11 protein-coding genes are annotated in these 17,859 nt (G+C 45.5%); 8 read left to right on the forward strand and 3 right to left on the reverse strand.

Annotated features, from left to right (window positions below):
- Nucleotides 1-28: 28 nt before the first annotated feature.
- From TW84_RS13855 to erpA, 3 genes are all read right to left on the reverse strand, one after another.
- Nucleotides 29-3,142, reverse strand: coding sequence for an efflux RND transporter permease subunit (locus TW84_RS13855; RefSeq protein WP_045976225.1), 3,114 nt, complete (start codon nt 3,140-3,142; stop codon nt 29-31).
- A gap of 12 nt (nt 3,143-3,154) precedes the next feature.
- Nucleotides 3,155-4,234, reverse strand: a complete 1,080-nt coding sequence (locus TW84_RS13860) for an efflux RND transporter periplasmic adaptor subunit (RefSeq protein ID WP_045976226.1) — start codon at nt 4,232-4,234, stop codon at nt 3,155-3,157.
- A gap of 180 nt (nt 4,235-4,414) precedes the next feature.
- The gene (erpA, locus tag TW84_RS13865) at nt 4,415-4,756 is read right to left on the reverse strand and encodes an iron-sulfur cluster insertion protein ErpA (RefSeq protein WP_045976227.1); all 342 of its coding nucleotides are present in this window, start codon (nt 4,754-4,756) and stop codon (nt 4,415-4,417) included.
- A 256-nt stretch (nt 4,757-5,012) separates the two neighbouring features.
- On the opposite strand from erpA, the gene hemL reads away from it, so the two are divergent.
- From hemL to TW84_RS13905, 8 genes are all read left to right on the forward strand, one after another.
- Nucleotides 5,013-6,305, forward strand: coding sequence for a glutamate-1-semialdehyde 2,1-aminomutase (hemL, locus tag TW84_RS13870; protein WP_045976228.1), 1,293 nt, complete (start codon nt 5,013-5,015; stop codon nt 6,303-6,305).
- A gap of 258 nt (nt 6,306-6,563) precedes the next feature.
- On the forward strand, nt 6,564-7,649 hold the full coding sequence (locus tag TW84_RS13875) for an AI-2E family transporter (RefSeq protein ID WP_045976257.1): 1,086 nt from the start codon (nt 6,564-6,566) through the stop codon (nt 7,647-7,649).
- A 79-nt stretch (nt 7,650-7,728) separates the two neighbouring features.
- On the forward strand, nt 7,729-8,751 hold the full coding sequence (gene rsmC / locus TW84_RS13880; RefSeq protein WP_045976229.1) for a 16S rRNA (guanine(1207)-N(2))-methyltransferase RsmC: 1,023 nt from the start codon (nt 7,729-7,731) through the stop codon (nt 8,749-8,751).
- 195 nt (nt 8,752-8,946) lie between these two features.
- Entirely contained in the window at nt 8,947-12,333 is a 3,387-nt protein-coding gene (locus tag TW84_RS13885; RefSeq protein ID WP_045976230.1) for a response regulator, read from the forward strand.
- Between the two features lie 659 nt (nt 12,334-12,992).
- Nucleotides 12,993-14,675 (forward strand): ABC transporter substrate-binding protein, encoded by a 1,683-nt coding sequence (locus tag TW84_RS13890; protein WP_045976231.1) that lies wholly within the window; start codon nt 12,993-12,995, stop codon nt 14,673-14,675.
- 169 nt (nt 14,676-14,844) lie between these two features.
- Nucleotides 14,845-15,831 carry an ABC transporter permease gene (locus TW84_RS13895; RefSeq protein WP_045976232.1) on the forward strand — a complete coding sequence of 329 codons (987 nt, stop codon included), beginning with the start codon at nt 14,845-14,847 and terminating at the stop codon, nt 15,829-15,831.
- Nucleotides 15,832-15,833: 2 nt separating this feature from the next.
- The gene (locus TW84_RS13900; RefSeq protein ID WP_045976233.1) at nt 15,834-16,859 is read left to right on the forward strand and encodes an ABC transporter permease; all 1,026 of its coding nucleotides are present in this window, start codon (nt 15,834-15,836) and stop codon (nt 16,857-16,859) included.
- Nucleotides 16,860-16,861: 2 nt separating this feature from the next.
- Nucleotides 16,862-17,845, forward strand: a complete 984-nt coding sequence (locus TW84_RS13905) for an ABC transporter ATP-binding protein (protein ID WP_045976234.1) — start codon at nt 16,862-16,864, stop codon at nt 17,843-17,845.
- Nucleotides 17,846-17,859 lie beyond the last annotated feature (14 nt).

A 17,859-nucleotide genomic window follows, 5' to 3' on the forward strand; every position in this document is an offset into this window, starting at 1 on the left:
AAGAAAAAGCCCGCTACTGCGGGCTTTTTTAATCTTCTACAATGATATTCGCGTTTTCTTCAACCTTGTGCTGCCGACCCAACATCAGCAAGCATGGTGTCAACACCAAAGTTAATACCGTTGCAAACGCTAGCCCTCCAGCAACGGCGGTTGCCAATTGCGACCACCACTGAGTGCTTGGCGCACCGAACTCAACTTTCTGATTAATCAAGTCGATATTCATCTCCAATACCATAGGTAGAAGACCTAGAATTGTCGTCACTGTGGTTAGCAGAACTGGACGCAAACGCTGCATCCCTGTCCTTAAAATCGCATCTCGCTTATCCATACCGCGCTTGAGAAGTTGATTGTAGGTATCAATCAAAACGATGTTGTTATTCACCACAATCCCCGCCAAAGCAATAACCCCAATCCCTGACATGATAACGCCAAATGGCTTTTGGAAGATAAGTAAGCCAACAAAAACGCCCACGGTGGAGAACAGCACAGCACTGAGGATTAAAAATGCCTGATAGAAGCTATTAAACTGAGTGATCAAGATTAACGCCATCACTACTAAAGCGATCAAAAATGCCTTCTGTAAAAAAGCGGAGGAGTTTTCCTGTTCTTCATTCTGACCACGAATTTTAAACTCTACCCCGTTAGGTAAGTTCAGGCCAGTAAGCGCTTGTTCAATGTTGGGCAGCTCCAACGCTAAGTTGTAGCCCTCTTTCATGTCGGCAAAAATATTGATCACTCTATGTCCGTCTATACGCCGGATCGTGTCCTGTTTGTGATCAGGAACAATGCTGGCAAAATTGGTGATAGGGACCATACCTGCGGCGGTTTTGACTTTAAGCTGATCGAAACGGCCAATATCTCGCTTATCCTCTGGGTAACGCACCAGAATATCGACCTCTTCAGTGGCATCGTCTGGTAAGTAGTCCCCAAGTTTGAGGCCATTAGTGACAAACTGAACTGTATTGCCTACCAATGTCGCATCAGCGAGAAAACGGGAGGCATCATCACGACGAATGTCTATCTGCCAGTCGATGCCTTCTTTACTCGATGTATCACTAATATTGGTAAAAGCAGGGGACGAATCGGCCCAGTGGCGAACCATTTTAGCAGCACGATCTAGCTCTCCTGGGGTACGCGTCGACATTTCGATAACCAGATCATGCTCCACAGGCGGCCCTGCATCTGGAAACTTGTACTCGATTTCTACTCCAGCATATTGGTCGGTCGTTTGCTTTAGTTCATCAATAATGGTTTTCACTTTACGACGGTACTGCCAATCCACAGGCGTGATCTGAATCTGTCCGATTTCATCGTCGCCACCCGTTTTGGTATAAACGCTTTCAAATTCATCATGACCTAGCATGACAGATTCGATATCACGCATGATGACGTCTTTTTCATTGATCGACAGATCGCCATAAGAACGTACTTTAACAGTAAAGAATGGCGGGTCTACTTCAGGGAAAAACTCTGCACCTAAGCCCGCTTTGGCATAGGTAAAGCCGACTCCCACAGCAAGTAAAATCGCGCTTAACAGAATCTTTAGTGGATGGCGTAAAGCGATGTTAAGTGTTTCAAGGTAGAGTTTAGTAAGCCCAGTGGCCTTGGAAAAGTCGCCATCATGCAGAGCAACCATTTTCTCACGTTGCTGTTTAGTGACATGCTGTGGCTTGCCAATCAAACCACCTAGTACAGGGACAAACAACAATGCCATCGCCAATGATGCTGCCAATGTAGCAATCAGTGTTAAAGGCAGGTATTTCATAAACTCGCCTGTAATGTCTGGCCAAAATAATAACGGAGCAAATGCTGCTAAGGTTGTTGCGGTCGACGCTGTAATAGGCCATGCCATACGTTTAGCGGCATCCCGATACGCATCTCGGCGAGCTGCTCCTTCTTGCATTCGACGATCAGCAAACTCCGTCACAACAATCGCCCCATCCACCAGCATGCCGACCGCCATGATCAACGAGAACAGCACCACAATATTGACCGTCAAACCAAAAACAGAAAGAACCAATAACCCTGTGAGAAACGAGCCGGGAATGGAAATACCCACCAATAGTGCCGTTCGGACACCCAAGATAGCGATGATCACCACAACAACCAGAATGATCGCTGACAGAATATTGTTTTGTAGATCATTGAGCATCATTTTGACGTCTTTCGACTGATCCCAAGTGTATTTCACTTGCAAATTATTCGGCCAGTCAGCGCGCTTTTGACCTTCCTCCATCACCTGCTTGATCAAAGCGACAGTCTCAATAATGTTTTCGCCCGCTCGCTTTTTAACATCCAAAACAATTGCAGATTCGCCATCAAGACGCGCGTAACTTTCAGGATCGCGAAACGCTCTGCGAACCGTTGCGACATCACCGAAAGTGATCACTTGTTTGCCTTCTACCTTAACTGGCAACTCTAGAACATCTTTCAACGAATCAAATACGGATGGAACTTTGACAGAGAAACGACCATAACCAGTGTCAACGAAACCTGCCGCCACGACTCGGTTATTGAGGGCAATCAGATTATAGATATCCGCTTGGTCTAATCCGTAGCTTTCCATTAATAAAGGGTCAACAATGATCTCGACAATGTCTTCCCTATCACCAGCGATATCGACTTCTAAGATCTGACGGAAACTCTCCAGCTTATCTCGGAGTTGACGGGCTATTTGCACTATGGTGCGCTCGGGCACCGTACCATACAAAACCACCGTCAAAGCCGGCTCTTCTGAAGCGAACGTTACCTCATTGACCGTCGGCTCATCACTGTCTTCCGGTAATTTGGGCTTCGCTAAGTCCACCGCTTCTCGCACATCCGCCATGGCTTTATTCAGATCCACACCGACACTGAACTCCAACTGCACAGAAGCATGCCCTTCGGAAGCGGTTGAGGTCATCTCCTTGACCCCTTCAATCGAGCGCAACTCTTGCTCGATTGGACGAACCAAGAGGCGTTCAGCATCGGTAGGTGAAATCCCCTGATGCCCCACGGATACATAAATGATTGGAATGGTGATATCTGGGCTGGATTCTTTAGGTACCGTCAGGTAAGTCATAACACCAGCTATCAAAACGAAAACCAATAGCACCAATATGGTACGGGTACGAGATAAAGCCGCATCAATTAAGGCGTACATAATGACTCCTTACTATTGCTGCTCGACAGCGATCACTTGATCGCCGTCTCGTACAAAACCTTGCCCGGTGGCGATAATACTGACCTGCTCACCCAAGCCTGTCAGCCACACGCCGTCCTGCTCTGCTTTTACTAGCTGAATCGGAATAAAGTGCACTCGTTCATCGACAAGCGTTTTAACCCCTAAGTTGCCAGATTCATCCAAGGCCAACATTGCTGGAGTCACCTTCACCGCCAATTGCTGCTTAAGATTGAGTTCCACTTCTGCACTGATCCCTGCAGGGATTTTTTGCTGTGGATTAGGCAGAATAATTTCGATCGGAAAAGTATTGGTTGAAGCTGAAGAAATCCGAGAAATATAACGAACCTTACCCTCGACTTTTTCGCCACCAATAAAACTGACTGACGCAGGCTGGTTTAGTGTGAGGTCTTGGATATGCCGTTCGCTCACATCGGCTTCAATCACTATCTGACTAAGGTCAATCAAACTAGCGACCGGATCACCAACGCCAACAAAATCGCCGAGTTCGATATCTAAACTGTCGACAATACCGCTAAATGGTGCCGTGACCGCGGTGTTTCTCAGAGCAATCTTGGCATTACTGACCATTGCTTTGGCTTCAACTAAGGCTGCCTGCGCATTGCTGAAAGCCACCTCACCTTGTAATCCTTTATCCTTAAGTGACTGAGCCGCCTTGTATTCTTTCTCACGCACTTTGAGCATGGCCTTAGCACGCTCAAGCTGGATCTCCAAATCCCCTTTATCAATCAAAGCAATGGTTTGCCCCTGCTTGACGCTATATCCCTTACGTACTTTTAACTCAACGATTTTACCCGCGATCTCTGCACCGAGCTTGGCCTGTTTTTCTGGTGCGGTTCTGCCGTATAAGTCGATAGATTTATGGGTACTTTGAGCAGTAAAGGTCTGAAAGGCCACTTTCGCCAATGGCACAACCTCTTGTTGATGCTCAGGCTGACCACCGTCCGCTTTGAGTGTACCAAGGCCAAGCCAAATTGATAAAATGAGAATAATAACGAGTGAAACAATGTAGGGTCTGACCGCGAGAAAACGGAATAGTGAAAATCTGCCCATAACAATCCTTTGCTGAGTAAAAGCACCAACGCTTATAAGCTCAGGATATAAATTAACCAATAAAAAATAAAATACAGTCGGACAGTAATTTAGCCGAGGTCTCAGTTCTGGCCGAGTTGCATAGATATTTGGCAGAAAAAAGCCGCGACTTAGCGCGGCTCTTCAGATAAAGCTTTTGATTTAGACACTGAATGAAGCGCCACAGCCACAAGTTGTTGTCGCATTGGGGTTACTAACAAAGAAACGTGAACCTTCCAACCCCTCGGTATAATCTACTTGACCACCAACAAGATACTGTAAGCTCATTGGGTCAACCACAAGCGTGACGCCGCTATTTACAATCGTGGTATCGCCGTCATTGACACTCTCATCGAATGTGAAGCCATACTGAAAGCCGCTGCAGCCCCCACCCGTAATGTAAACACGCAACTTCAGGTTTGGATTTTCTTCTTCAGCGATTAGCGCGCCGACACGTTGTGCCGCTGCATCTGAAAATGTTAGTGGGATATTTAGTTCGCTCACGATGACCTCTCTCACTCATGTAAATCCAAATCACTGCACACAGTTTTGGATAAATCATCTTTCTATAATCGGTCCATTATCTAATACCTGAGTTATCCGTTCAAGTATTCACCACCTTTCGTCGATTTTTTTCATAAAAACTCCGCTTTCTTGATGGAAAACTGCCCATAATGTGGCGTAAAGCGTTTTCTTGAATAGGAATCGGCGGGTACAATGCCAGCCAAATTGGTCCGAGCAATCAAAAGAGGATATATCCATGACCAAATCAGCAGAGCTTTACGAAAAAGCACAACAGACTATTCCTGGTGGCGTTAACTCTCCAGTACGTGCTTTCAATGGCGTTGGCGGCTCACCTATTTTTGTAGAACGTGCAGATGGCCCGTTGATTTTCGATGCTGATGGTAAAGCGTATATTGATTATGTTGGCTCTTGGGGTCCGATGATCCTTGGTCACAACCACGCGGTCATTCGCGAAGCAGTGATTGAAGCAGCGCAACGCGGTCTTAGCTTTGGTGCGCCAACGGAATTGGAAATCCAAATGGCAGAACTGGTCTCTGAGCTCGTACCATCAATGGAACAAGTCAGAATGGTCAGCTCTGGTACAGAAGCGACCATGAGTGCTATTCGCCTCGCACGCGGCTTTACCAACCGAGACAAAATTATCAAGTTTGAAGGCTGCTACCACGGTCATGCAGACAGTTTGCTTGTAAAAGCGGGGTCTGGTGCACTGACACTTGGTCAACCAAGCTCTCCAGGTGTTCCTGCCGATTTTGCAAAGCACACGCTAACCGCGACATTTAATGATTTAGATTCTGTTCGCGAACTGTTCGCAGCCAACAAAGGCGAAATCGCTTGTATTATCGTTGAACCCGTCGCGGGCAACATGAACTGTATCCCACCAGTCGCAGGATTCCACGAAGGCTTACGTCAAATCTGTGATGAAGAAGGTGCACTGCTTATCTTTGATGAAGTCATGACTGGTTTCCGCGTCGCTTTAGGTGGTGCTCAAGGCTATTACAATATCAAGCCAGATATCACTACCCTAGGTAAAGTCATCGGTGGTGGTATGCCTGTGGGAGCTTTTGGTGGCCGTAAAGACGTAATGCAATACATTGCACCAACAGGCCCGGTTTATCAGGCTGGCACACTGTCTGGCAACCCAGTAGCAATGGCAGCAGGTTACGCTTGTTTAAGCTTATTGAAAGAAGAAGGTAACGAGAAACGCCTAGCCTCAAAGACCAAACAATTAGCCGATGGTTTTAAATCTCTTGCCGAACAACACGGCATTCCAATGGTCGTGAATCAAGTCGGTGGCATGTTTGGTTTCTTCTTTACGGAACAGGAAGAGATAAACTGCTATGAAGACGTCACTAAATGCGACATCGAACGCTTTAAACGCTTCTTCCACCTAATGCTAGAGCATGGCGTTTATCTAGCGCCGTCGGCTTTTGAAGCCAGCTTTGCGTCGTTGGCGCATGGCAGCAAAGAGATTGAAGCGACATTAGAAGCAGCAGATCGCTGTTTTGCTATTCTAGCCAAAGAAGCGTAATTCAACATGATAATAAAAAAGGCTGCGCATGCAGCCTTTTTTATCGCCAGTTAAATACCACTAAAACTACCAGAAGAAAAAGAATCAGTGCGAACCAAGGAATTTTTCGCTTCGGCTTAATCCCCCCACAACAGGATTTATCATCATTACAACAGCCCATAATTTCATCCTACGCTGATAACATTTTGATATTGCATTGAAGACTCAATGTTTTACAGCCATTATACTGCTATCGCGATGAATAATTGGACAACAAACGTGTCAGAAAAACTAAAAATAACTTCCAGCCATTGGGTGTTGATTATTTCCTTACTTGCTGCTGGCTTTGCCTGTTTCCTGTTAGTTGAACCTTATATCAACTCAATTGTGATGGCATTTATCATCTCTCTACTGATGTTTCCTATTCATGAGTGGATTGAAAACAGAATGCCGAACTACAGAAATCTCGCATCGCTACTCTCTTGCACCTTGCTTACCGTTATCATAGTACTCCCGCTACTATTCGTTTTTGCCGCGATTGTTCAGCAGGGCTCCGCCTTTTCACAGAATGTGTATCAATGGGTAACGCATGGCGGCATCCAGGCTTTGTTTGAACATCCTTGGGTGGTAAAAGGCTTGTCAATCATCAATACCTACTTACCTTTTGATGAGATTCAACCTCAGGAAATCGGTCAGAAAGTGGCTCAGTTCGCCACATCATTTGGTTCGAACTTAGTCGGTATCAGTGCAAAAATCCTAGGCGATGCCACTAACTTCCTACTCAACTTTTTCCTGATGTTGTTTGTTTTGTTTTTTTTGCTTCGAGACCATGACAAAATCATTGCCGCGATTCGTCACATTCTACCGCTGTCTCGCAGTCAAGAGGACAAACTACTGGATGAAGTTGAACAAGTATCTAAATCCGCCGTTATGGGGTCATTCCTAACCGCAATCGCTCAGGGCTTTGCGGGTGGTCTTGGAATGTGGCTCGCTGGTTTTCCTGGCTTATTTTGGGGCACCATGATGGGTTTTGCTTCCTTTATCCCAGTCGTCGGCACTGCACTTATCTGGATTCCAGCTGCCGCTTATCTTTTCCTAACCGGAGATACTACTTGGGCAATCTTCCTAACTATTTGGAGTATTGCCATTGTCGGCTCGATAGATAACCTACTAAGACCGCTTCTTATGCAAGGCAGCGCAGGGATGAATACCTTGATGATTTTTTTCTCTCTGTTAGGCGGTCTTCACCTCTTTGGCTTGATTGGCCTTATCTACGGCCCTTTGATTTTCGCCATCACTATGGTGCTGTTTAATATTTACGAAGAAGAATTTCAGGACTTCCTCGACGAACAAGATCAAAACTAACATCTAAGGAACAGGAAAACTTCAAGAATGCGGGGGATTATGCGAAAATCCCCCGTCTTTTTTTCAGTCAGAGTCCATTATGTCTGCCTATATTGCACCGAGCCAAATTGCGCAACGACAACTCGCCTACTTTAAAGGTAAACATGTTCTTGTTGCTGGGGAATCAGAAGATCTGTTCCCTCTAGAGCTAACCAAACACTGTGAGTCCGTCACTGTGTTCACGACTAATTATGGATATTATCGTCAGCTGGAGCCCCACTCTCAGCTCACTACCGTGTTTGGCGCGGAGTTTACTCAGCAGACTCAAGCCGACATGATTCTACTGTACTGGCCTAAAGCAAAAGCGGAAGCGGAGTTTTTGCTGGCTATGTTGCTGGCCAAACTAGGGCCAGAAACTGAAGTCGTCGTTGTTGGTGAAAATCGCTCGGGGGTAAAAAGCATCGAAAAGATGTTTAAACCCTATGGACCAATCAATAAATTCGATTCAGCAAGACGTTGTTCTTTTTACTGGGGACAATGCCTTGAGCAGCCTGCTGAGTTCAATCTAAACGATTGGTTTAAGCAGTATCAGGTTAGCTATCAAGGGTATGAACTGACGATCAAAAGTTTACCTGGGGTATTCAGTCACGGTCAGTTCGATACTGGTAGCCAATTGCTGTTAGATTCTCTGCCAGCGCTGTCAGGAAAAGTATTGGATTTTGGTTGTGGTGCCGGAGTGATTGGCTCAGTGATAGCAATGCGCCATACTGAGATTGAACTCGAAATGTGCGACATCAGTGCACTAGCGGTTGAATCGAGTAAAGCGACACTTGACGCCAATGGATTACAAGGACGAGTGTTTGCCTCAGACATTTACTCTGATACCAGCCAAGATTATCAATTTATTATCAGTAACCCGCCTTTTCATTCTGGTCTAGATACCAGCTACAGTGCCACGGAGACCCTATTAGCTAATGCGCCAAAATACCAGAATACCAATGGTCAACTGTTGATTGTTGCCAATAGTTTTCTCAAGTACCCACCCATTATTCAACAGGCGTTTGGTAATTGTGAGACGCTAAATAAGACCAACAAATTCGCTATATACTACGCAAAGAAGTAATTAATAGGCCCGAACCTTCCCTTTCTATCGGGCTCATTTCTTCCAATATCGCAAAATTTGCGCATCTCACCACGCTTTAATTTAGACTTACTTGTCAAAGTAAAAAAACTCGTTAATTTTGTCATTCAAAGAAAGTTACGTTTTTACTTAGGCAAGTTTATCGCTTGCTTTGACAACGGAAAGTCTAGTTAGCTCATGTTCAAGTTGTATCGAAAACAAAGATTTAAGCGCCTACAACACACTTTGATGTTGGCTTTTCTGGTGCTTAGCATTACGCCTCTCACCATTATTGCGCTCTTCTTTTTACAATCTCACACCAAAGATCTACAAGAACAAAGTACCTCTCACCTAATCTCAGTGCGTGACAGCAAACAGCAGCAAGTCGTCGATTACATGTATGCCAAAGAATCAGAGATCATGGGCTTCGTGCGCTCCGAACTGGCTTATGCCAGTGGCGGCCGCTTTTATGGATTGGTCAATGCCTTTCGAAGTTTAGGTTTAGATATTGAGCAAGCCCGTGATTATGCGCAGCAACGTTACATTCCGGGCTCTGGAGATCAAATAAAAACGTCAATCCTTCCTCAATCCAATGTTTACAATGGCTCTGAACGGTACCGATTGCTTCATAAACGCTACCATCGCGCCTATCTAGAGCTGCTTAAACGCTCTGACTTCGACGATGTTTTGCTCGTCGACTTAGAAGGTAATGTCACCTATTCGATCTACAAAAACGATAACTACGGAACGAATCTACTGACTGGTCGTTTTCGAGAGACCAACTTAGGCAGCACTTTCCATGAGTTGAAAACTCAAGTCACCAAAAAGCGTAAATCCAATGAAGACTATACGCCCGTCATTGTTTCCGATTTCAAGATGGATAGAGGTAAACCTGTCGCTTGGCTCGGTGCTCCTATCGTCCAACAAGGCTACCTTCACAGCTATGCCATGTTCCGCTTACCAAACAATGGCATAACCAAGCTAATAGCCGATACAAACAATGCCTCAGCAATGAAAACCTTGCTGGTCGGTACTGACCATCAATCAAGAACGATGGCGTACGAGCAAAAAGATATCGACAAGAGCCGCGCAGTGGTTGATTTAGCATTAGAGGGCAAAACCGATTTCGGAACATACACAAATATGGTCGGTGAAGCGACTATTGCGGCTTACAGCCCAATTTCGTTTAAAGGTATCGACTGGGCGATTGTGGTAGAAGTTCCCGAAAAAGAGGCTTTTGCACGGGTCCACCAACTCGAAACTGTGTTTGTTTTTGCCATGCTATGTGCAATCGTGCTGGTAGTTGCCGCGTCTCATTATTTATCCAATTTTATAACCGCTCCTTTGTTGAAGCTAACCTGGGCTGCAGAAAAAGTCTCGGCAGGTGACCTCGATACTAATATGATCAATACCGAGCGGAAGGACGAGATTGGTCGACTGGCTATCAGTTTTGAACGCATGCAACGCTCTATTCGAGACAAAATACTGTTGATAAAACAGCAGAACGAGGAGCTAGAAAGTAATCTTAAACTGATACAAAAACAAAATGATGAACTGCAACTCGCAAATAAACTGAAAGACGAGTTCCTCGCCACCACTTCTCATGAACTACGCACACCACTCCATGGCATGGTAGGCATCGCAGAAGCACTAATCTCCGGTGCTAATGGGCCAATTACCGCCAATCATAAGTACCAACTTGACATCATCATCAGTAGCGGCCAGCGACTCGCAACCTTGGTTGACGACCTACTTGACTACCACAAAATGCGCTACGGAAATCTCGATATCGACACCCAAGCAGTCGATATCTCTGGTGCCACGCGCTTGGTACTCGAACTATCTAATCATTTATTAGGTAATAAACCCATTCGCATCATTAATCAGGTTCCTAACGAGCCGCTATGGGTAAGCGCTGATCCTCAACGCTTAGAGCAAGTGCTTTACAATCTCGTTGGTAACGCCATCAAATACACCACTGAAGGTAAAATCGTTATTTCCGCTACCCAAGTTGACGAAAATATCAGAGTACAGGTGGTGGATACAGGTCAGGGAATTCCAGCTGATCAGCTCGAGCACATCTTTGAACCACTTATTCAAGCAGGTAGCGATAGCAGCCGCTATCGGCAAGGTGCAGGTTTAGGGCTGTCCATAAGCCGTCAGTTAATCGATTTAATGCAAGGCACGCTGTACGTCAGCAGCCAACCTATGGTTGGTACAACATTTAGCTTCACTTTGCCCATCGCCTCAAGCGAGCAGATATCTTTAGCAAATCATATCGAAGGCGTACATTTCATTGCTCCAGAAAATAATGACCTCGAATTATTCGAAGGCTCAAACTTACCAGAAAACCCAGACGGCCCCTTACTCTTAGTAGTCGATGATGAGCCCGTCAACCTACGTGTCTTAGATAGCTTCCTTCGCCTTGAAGGCTACCGAGTACGCACCGCTAAAAACGGTGAAGAAGCTATTGAATCCGTTCATCATGAAAAACCGGAACTGATGCTACTCGATATCATGATGCCAGGAATGAGCGGTTACCAAGTATGTGAAGTATTGCGCAAAGACTACGACCATGCTCAGTTGCCCGTCATTATGCTTACCGCCTTGAATCAGCCCGATGATCGAGTTCGAGGTTTTGAAGCTGGCGCCAATGACTACCTATCAAAACCTTTTAATAAACAAGAGCTCGCTGCAAGGATTACAGCACATTTAACCGCTAGCAAGGCTGAAGTGCGTAGAATTGAAAACCAGCAGTTGCAAAATGAGCTGAAACAACGCGCCATGGTTGAAGCCAGTTTATTGGAGACACAAGGACGCTTATTAGAACAATTAGAGTCCGCACCGGAAGCTATTATCTGTGTTCGCGACGACAATAAAATACGCTTTACCAATGATGCCGCCTCGCGTCTATTTAAGCGCTCCACAGAACAGTTGAGGCGTTCCAACGCGGATGAATTAATTGCACCGAAATTCCTCATGGTAGATCAGCAGCACTACTGTGGCGTTATTGATATTTATGTTGAAGATGTTCGTCAACACTTATCCGCAGATATATTAAAACTTCCTGAAGGGTCAGGACTAAAATCCATGTATATTTTCGATGTTGGGGGCGGAGTCAATGCTGCGCGAATCACCAACCTTGAAACAGCCATCGAAGCACTATCTAGCTACGCTTTTGAAGGTGATAAAGCGAAGCTTCAGGAATTGAAAGAACTTGGTGGAGAATTCACACGCTTGGCTGATCGTGTGACTGCGGAAAACCAATCTAAGCAAGATACCATGCGTGAAGTGCTGGTCGATTCAATGGCGAGTGCTCTGCTCTACTGGGAGAATGTTACCGGCCAAAGCAAGTTTGTATTCGCTGAACAAAGTGGTTTGTGGCGTGTATATCTTGACCGGAGCACACTGCAAACCCGTACTTTAGATAAATACCTTCGAATAGAAACCTTACCAAAAACACCACGCTGGCGAACGGTTCTAAATTCCTTGGACTACATTTTGGAACATTGTCAGGAAATGAGTCCAGAACGCACTCATATTGAACACTTGCGAGACAAGCTTCAACACCTTCTTACCAACTAGATGCCTCAACTAAAAAGCCCGCCCAGCGGGCTTTGTTTTGTCTAACCTCTCTCAAAGACAAATTCATCAAATGAGTTGGATATCAAAAGTTTTTACACAAAATAAAACAACTTAAATTTAAGCGGAAAAATCCGATGCTATTTGGCCCTTACTAAACCAAAGTGGCCGTTATTTAGCAACTCATTGAAGAAAATAACTCAGTTTGCGAACATAATCACAACAAGACGGCAGAATTAATTTTCCGTTATAAATTAACCCTAAAACTCTTTAGTGACAATGGTCTCATATACTAAAAAACAGCATAAAAACAAAGAAAAAAAAGACAAAAAACGAAAGTAACTACTCACTTACAACCTTAATCATCTTCAATAATGCGATCCAACTCCAATCAAAAAACGAGTGAATATTTGAGCAGAAAAAGAGTGGATTAACGAAATTAACGTCTTTAGTGTGTTTTTTAACGTTTTTAACGAGATGGGCAATTGCCAAATTTAACGTAAAGGTGTTTTCTTAACTTGCCTAAGGCCTACAGGCCACTCAATCGCCTTATGCTCCTCCGCATATTAAGGATACGATTGAGGTAGGTTTTAGGGAGCGTCTATCCATTGACGACATTCGATTCCATACAGTGAAATGAAAGCAAATAGTAAGGAACAGCTATGCTTGCCAATATTAAAAGAACAACGCTAGCAACAGCAATTATTGCAGTAGCGACAATAGGATTTACTTCTGTCGCTACCGCCGCTGAACGCAGTGAACTAACAGTACACCCTAAAGAATTCACCACTTTTGTACGCAATTTCAACCCGTATTTAGGAGCCACTAACCTTCACACAACAACAGACTTCTTATACGAGCCTCTTGTTGTGTTTAACGAAATGCATGGTAACACTCCTGTATTCCGTTTGGCTGAAAGCTTCAAAATGTCTGATGACCTAATGAGCGTTACTTTCGATATTCGTAAAGGCGTGAAATGGTCAGATGGCGAAACCTTTGATGCAAACGACGTTGTTTACTCTTTTAACCTAGTAAAAGAGAAGCCAGAGCTGGACCAAAGTGGTATCAACTCTTGGGTGGCTGGTGTTGAAAAACTGAATGACTACCAAGTCAAATTCCGCCTAACTGAGGCGAACTCTAACGTTCCTTACGAAATTGCTAAGGTGCCAGTTGTTCCTGAGCATATTTGGAAGGATGTTAAAAACCCAGCGACCTTCACGAACGAAAACCCGGTAGGTTCAGGCCCGTTCACTGAAATCGATACCTTTACTGCGCAACTCTACATTCAGTGTCGTAACCCGAATTACTGGGATGCAGACAACTTGGAAGTGGATTGTCTTCGGGTACCTCAAATCGCCAACAATGATCAGTTCCTTGGAAAAGTGGTTAACGGCGAAATGGATTGGACGTCGTCTTTTATTCCAGATATTGACCGCACGTATGCAGCGTCAAGCCCTAGCCACCAATACTGGTATCCACCAGCGGGTACTCAGGCATTCGTCATCAACTTCAATAACCCAGATGCAGCTAAGCATGAAGCCTTGAACAATGTTGATTTCCGTCGCGCGTTCTCTATGGCACTGGATCGTCAAACCATCATTGATATTGCTTACTACGGTGGCGGTACAGTTAACGACTTTGCTTCAGGCCTTGGTTATGCATTTGAAGCTTGGTCTGACGAAAATGTTCACAATAAGTACAAAGCGTACAACACTTACAATGTTAGGGGTGCAAAAGCACTGCTAGACAAAGCAGGCTTTAAAGATGTCAATAAAGATGGCTTTGTAGACACGCCGTCAGGTAAATCATTTGAGCTCTTGATTCAATCACCAAACGGTTGGACAGACTTCAACAATACTGTTCAGCTAGCGGTAGAACAGCTCGCTGAAGTGGGCATCAAAGCCAAAGCTCGTACACCGGATTTCTCTGTGTATAACCAAGCCATGCTGGAAGGTAGCTACGATGTCTCGTACACCAACTACTTCCATGGTGCAGATCCCTACACTTACTGGAACAGTGCTTACAACTCAGCGTTGCAATCTGGTGATGGCATGCCTCGCTTTGCCATGCACTTCTACAAAAATGATCAGCTAGATGGCCTACTTAATAGCTTCTACAAAACAGCTGATAAAAACGAGCAGCTAGAAATTGCTCACGGCATCCAGCAAATCATTGCCGCAGATCAAGTAACTGTACCTGTCATGTCTGGTGCTTACATGTATCAATACAACACAACTCGCTTCACTGGTTGGTGGAATAAAGACAATCCCAAGGGCCGTCCAAACATTTGGGCTGGTATTCCTGAGCGTCTACTTCACGTTCTGGACCTAAAACCAGTTCAGTAAGCGTTCATCTGCGTGGCGCACATTCCGTGCGCCGCCTTTTCCCCAAAAACTTTAACCAATTAAAGTATGGCGCCAGTCGTCAGGGGGTTGTTCGCTCTCAATTTTGACTTTCGCTAGGAGCGACCTGAAACCAGAAACAGGGAAAATCTGGGCGAGTAAGGTGTAAGTTATGGGTTATTTTTTAAGACGTTTGTCATTTTACTTTGTCGCACTTTTAGTAGCCGCGACACTTAATTTTATCATTCCACGGGCAATGCCGGGCGATCCGGTCACCATGATGTTTGCTAACGCATCTGTCCAAGTGACGCCTGAGCGCATTGCCGCAATGAAAGAACTGCTGGGTTTTGTTGATGGTGGGCTCTTTGTCCAGTACGTCGCCTACATGAAAAACATACTCAGTTGGGAACTGGGGACTTCCATCCAGTTTTACCCACTCGCCGTTAATGACTTGCTAGGTAGCGCATTTGGCTGGTCACTATTTTTGGCGGGCACAGCGGTCATTCTGTCTTTTTCTATCGGTTCTATTCTGGGCATCTACGCGGCTTGGAAGCGCGGTAGCAAGTACGACGCATTCATTACACCGGGCATGCTAATCATTCAAGCCGTACCACAAGTCGTCATTGCTATGATTGCAATGTTCATATTTGCTATTGGCTTGAAGTGGTTCCCGACTGGCTATGCGTATACCGCCGGTACTTCTCCAGATTGGACGAGTTGGGCATTCATTAAAGATGTGGCTTATCACGCTGTCCTTCCTCTTTTCTGCGCGTCTGTTGTTCAGATCGGTGGCTTCCTTGTCAATATGCGCAACAACATGATTAACCTGCTAGCAGAAGACTACATCACAATGGCCAAAGGCAAAGGCTTGAGTGAGAACCGTGTGGTCTTCAATTACGCAGCACGAAATGCTTTGTTACCTAGTGTAACCGCCTTATCCATGGCGCTAGGTATGGCGATTGGTGGTCAGTTGATCATCGAAATCATCTTCAACTACCCAGGTTTAGGTTCAGTACTTTTCAATGCGATTAAAGCTCGTGACTATCAAGTTCTTCAGGGCCAGCTACTGATCATGACGCTATTCATGCTGTTCTTTAACTTATTGGCTGACATGCTTTATGTCGTTCTTGACCCTCGCCTACGTAAGGGAGGCAAATAATCATGAAGGGATTCATCAAACTCATCATAGGTAACCCAATCGCTTTGATTGGTAGCATCATCATCGGCATCTTCTTGTTTATTGCACTTGCAGCACCTCTGCTCAGTAAACACGCACCGGACAAACGTACAGGTAACCCACACGAGTACCCAGCTTTCATCGTGAAATCAGCGCAAGCCAACCCAGACGGCTGGGTGGCAGAAAACCTAGCAACAGACCGCCGCACGCTGTTGATGTCGAAAAAAGCCGATCACACACTGGGGACCACCCGCATGGGACGTGATGTCTGGTCGCAGTTTGTCCACGGTGCTCGAGTATCACTTGCCGTCGGTTTTGGTGCTGGTATTACTGTGTGCTTTCTAGCCACTGTGATCGGCATTTCAGCAGGTTATTTCGGTGGTCGCATCGATGACTTTTTAACCGCAGCAATGAACATCATGTTGGTTATTCCACAGTATCCTCTACTCTTCGTATTGGCCGCGTTCATTGGCGAGGCCGGACCATTAACCATCGCCGTGATCATTGGCCTAACTGCTTGGGCCTGGGGAGCTAGGGTCATTCGCTCACAAACTTTAGCTCTGCGTGAGAAAGAGTTCGTTAAAGCCGCAGAAGTACTCGGCGAATCATCTTGGCGCATCATCTTTGTCGAGATCCTACCTAACTTAATTCCAATTGTTGGCGCAAGTTTCATTGGTTCAGTGATGTACGCCATCATGATGGAAGCGACCATTTCCTTCCTTGGCTTAGGTGACCCTAATACCGTTAGCTGGGGCATCATGCTGTACAACGTTCAAACTTCATCCTCAATGCTTATTGGCGCTTGGTGGGAACTGTTTGCACCCTGTGCGGCCCTTATCTTACTTGTGACTGGATTGGCATTACTTAACTTCGCTGTAGACGAAATTGCTAACCCGCAGCTGCGCTCGCACAAAGGGATGAAGCGTTGGAAAAAACTAGCCCAGCAAGACAAAAAAGAACGTGAGCCAGAACTGGCACCACAAAATGCACTTTGGAGCGGAGATAAATAATTATGACAGCCCCACTCATTTCTATCCGTAACTTATGTGTTGATTACATTACAGCAGCGGGCGACGTGCGAGCCTGTAACAATGTCAGCTTTGATATCGCTCCAGGTGAAGTCTTTGGCTTAGCGGGCGAATCAGGCTGCGGAAAATCAACGGTCGCGTTCTCGTTAATGCGACTGCACAAGCCGCCTGCATTTATTACCGGGGGCCAAGTCATCTTCAATGGCGAAAACATTCTCAACTACAGCGATGAAAGAATGCAAGCCTTTCGCTGGAGCGAAATGTCAATGGTATTTCAGAGTGCGATGAATGCGCTGAACCCCGTTCTAACCATGGAAGAACAGTTTTGCGATGTGATTATGCGTCATACCAACATGACGCGTGAGCAAGCACGTAAACGCGCAGAAGGGTTACTAGAAATTGTAGACATTCATCCAAGCCGTTTGACTGACTACCCTCACCAGTTTTCTGGTGGAATGCGCCAGCGTTTGGTTATCGCCATTGCCCTCGCACTCAATCCTAAAATGATCATTATGGATGAGCCAACCACTGCTTTGGATGTTGTGGTCCAACGCGAGATTCTTCAGAAGATCTACGCTCTGAAAGAAGAATTTGGTTTCTCTATCTTGTTCATTACCCACGATCTCTCGCTGATGGTCGAATTCTCAGATCGCATCGGCATTATGTACTCCGGTGAATTGATCGAAGTCGCGCCATCAAAGCAAATTTTAGAAAGCCCTTACCACCCGTACACCAAAGGGCTGGGAAGCTCTTTCCCTCCACTCACTGGTCCAAAAACCAAGTTGACTGGTATCCCTGGCAACCCACTCAACCTGCTGGAAATTCCACAAGGTTGTCGATTCCAAGCAAGATGCGATCGTGTCCACGAAGCCTGTACCAAGATACCAACTCAACTGAAACAGATAGAACCAAGTCGTTTCTCAAACTGCCACCTATATGGTGAGCCAATAGTCCAAGCCAAACTCTAGCGCTGGAAGACAAA

It is taken from the genome of Vibrio neptunius (genome assembly GCF_000967495.1).
GTDB classification, from domain to species: Bacteria; Pseudomonadota; Gammaproteobacteria; order Enterobacterales; family Vibrionaceae; genus Vibrio; species Vibrio neptunius.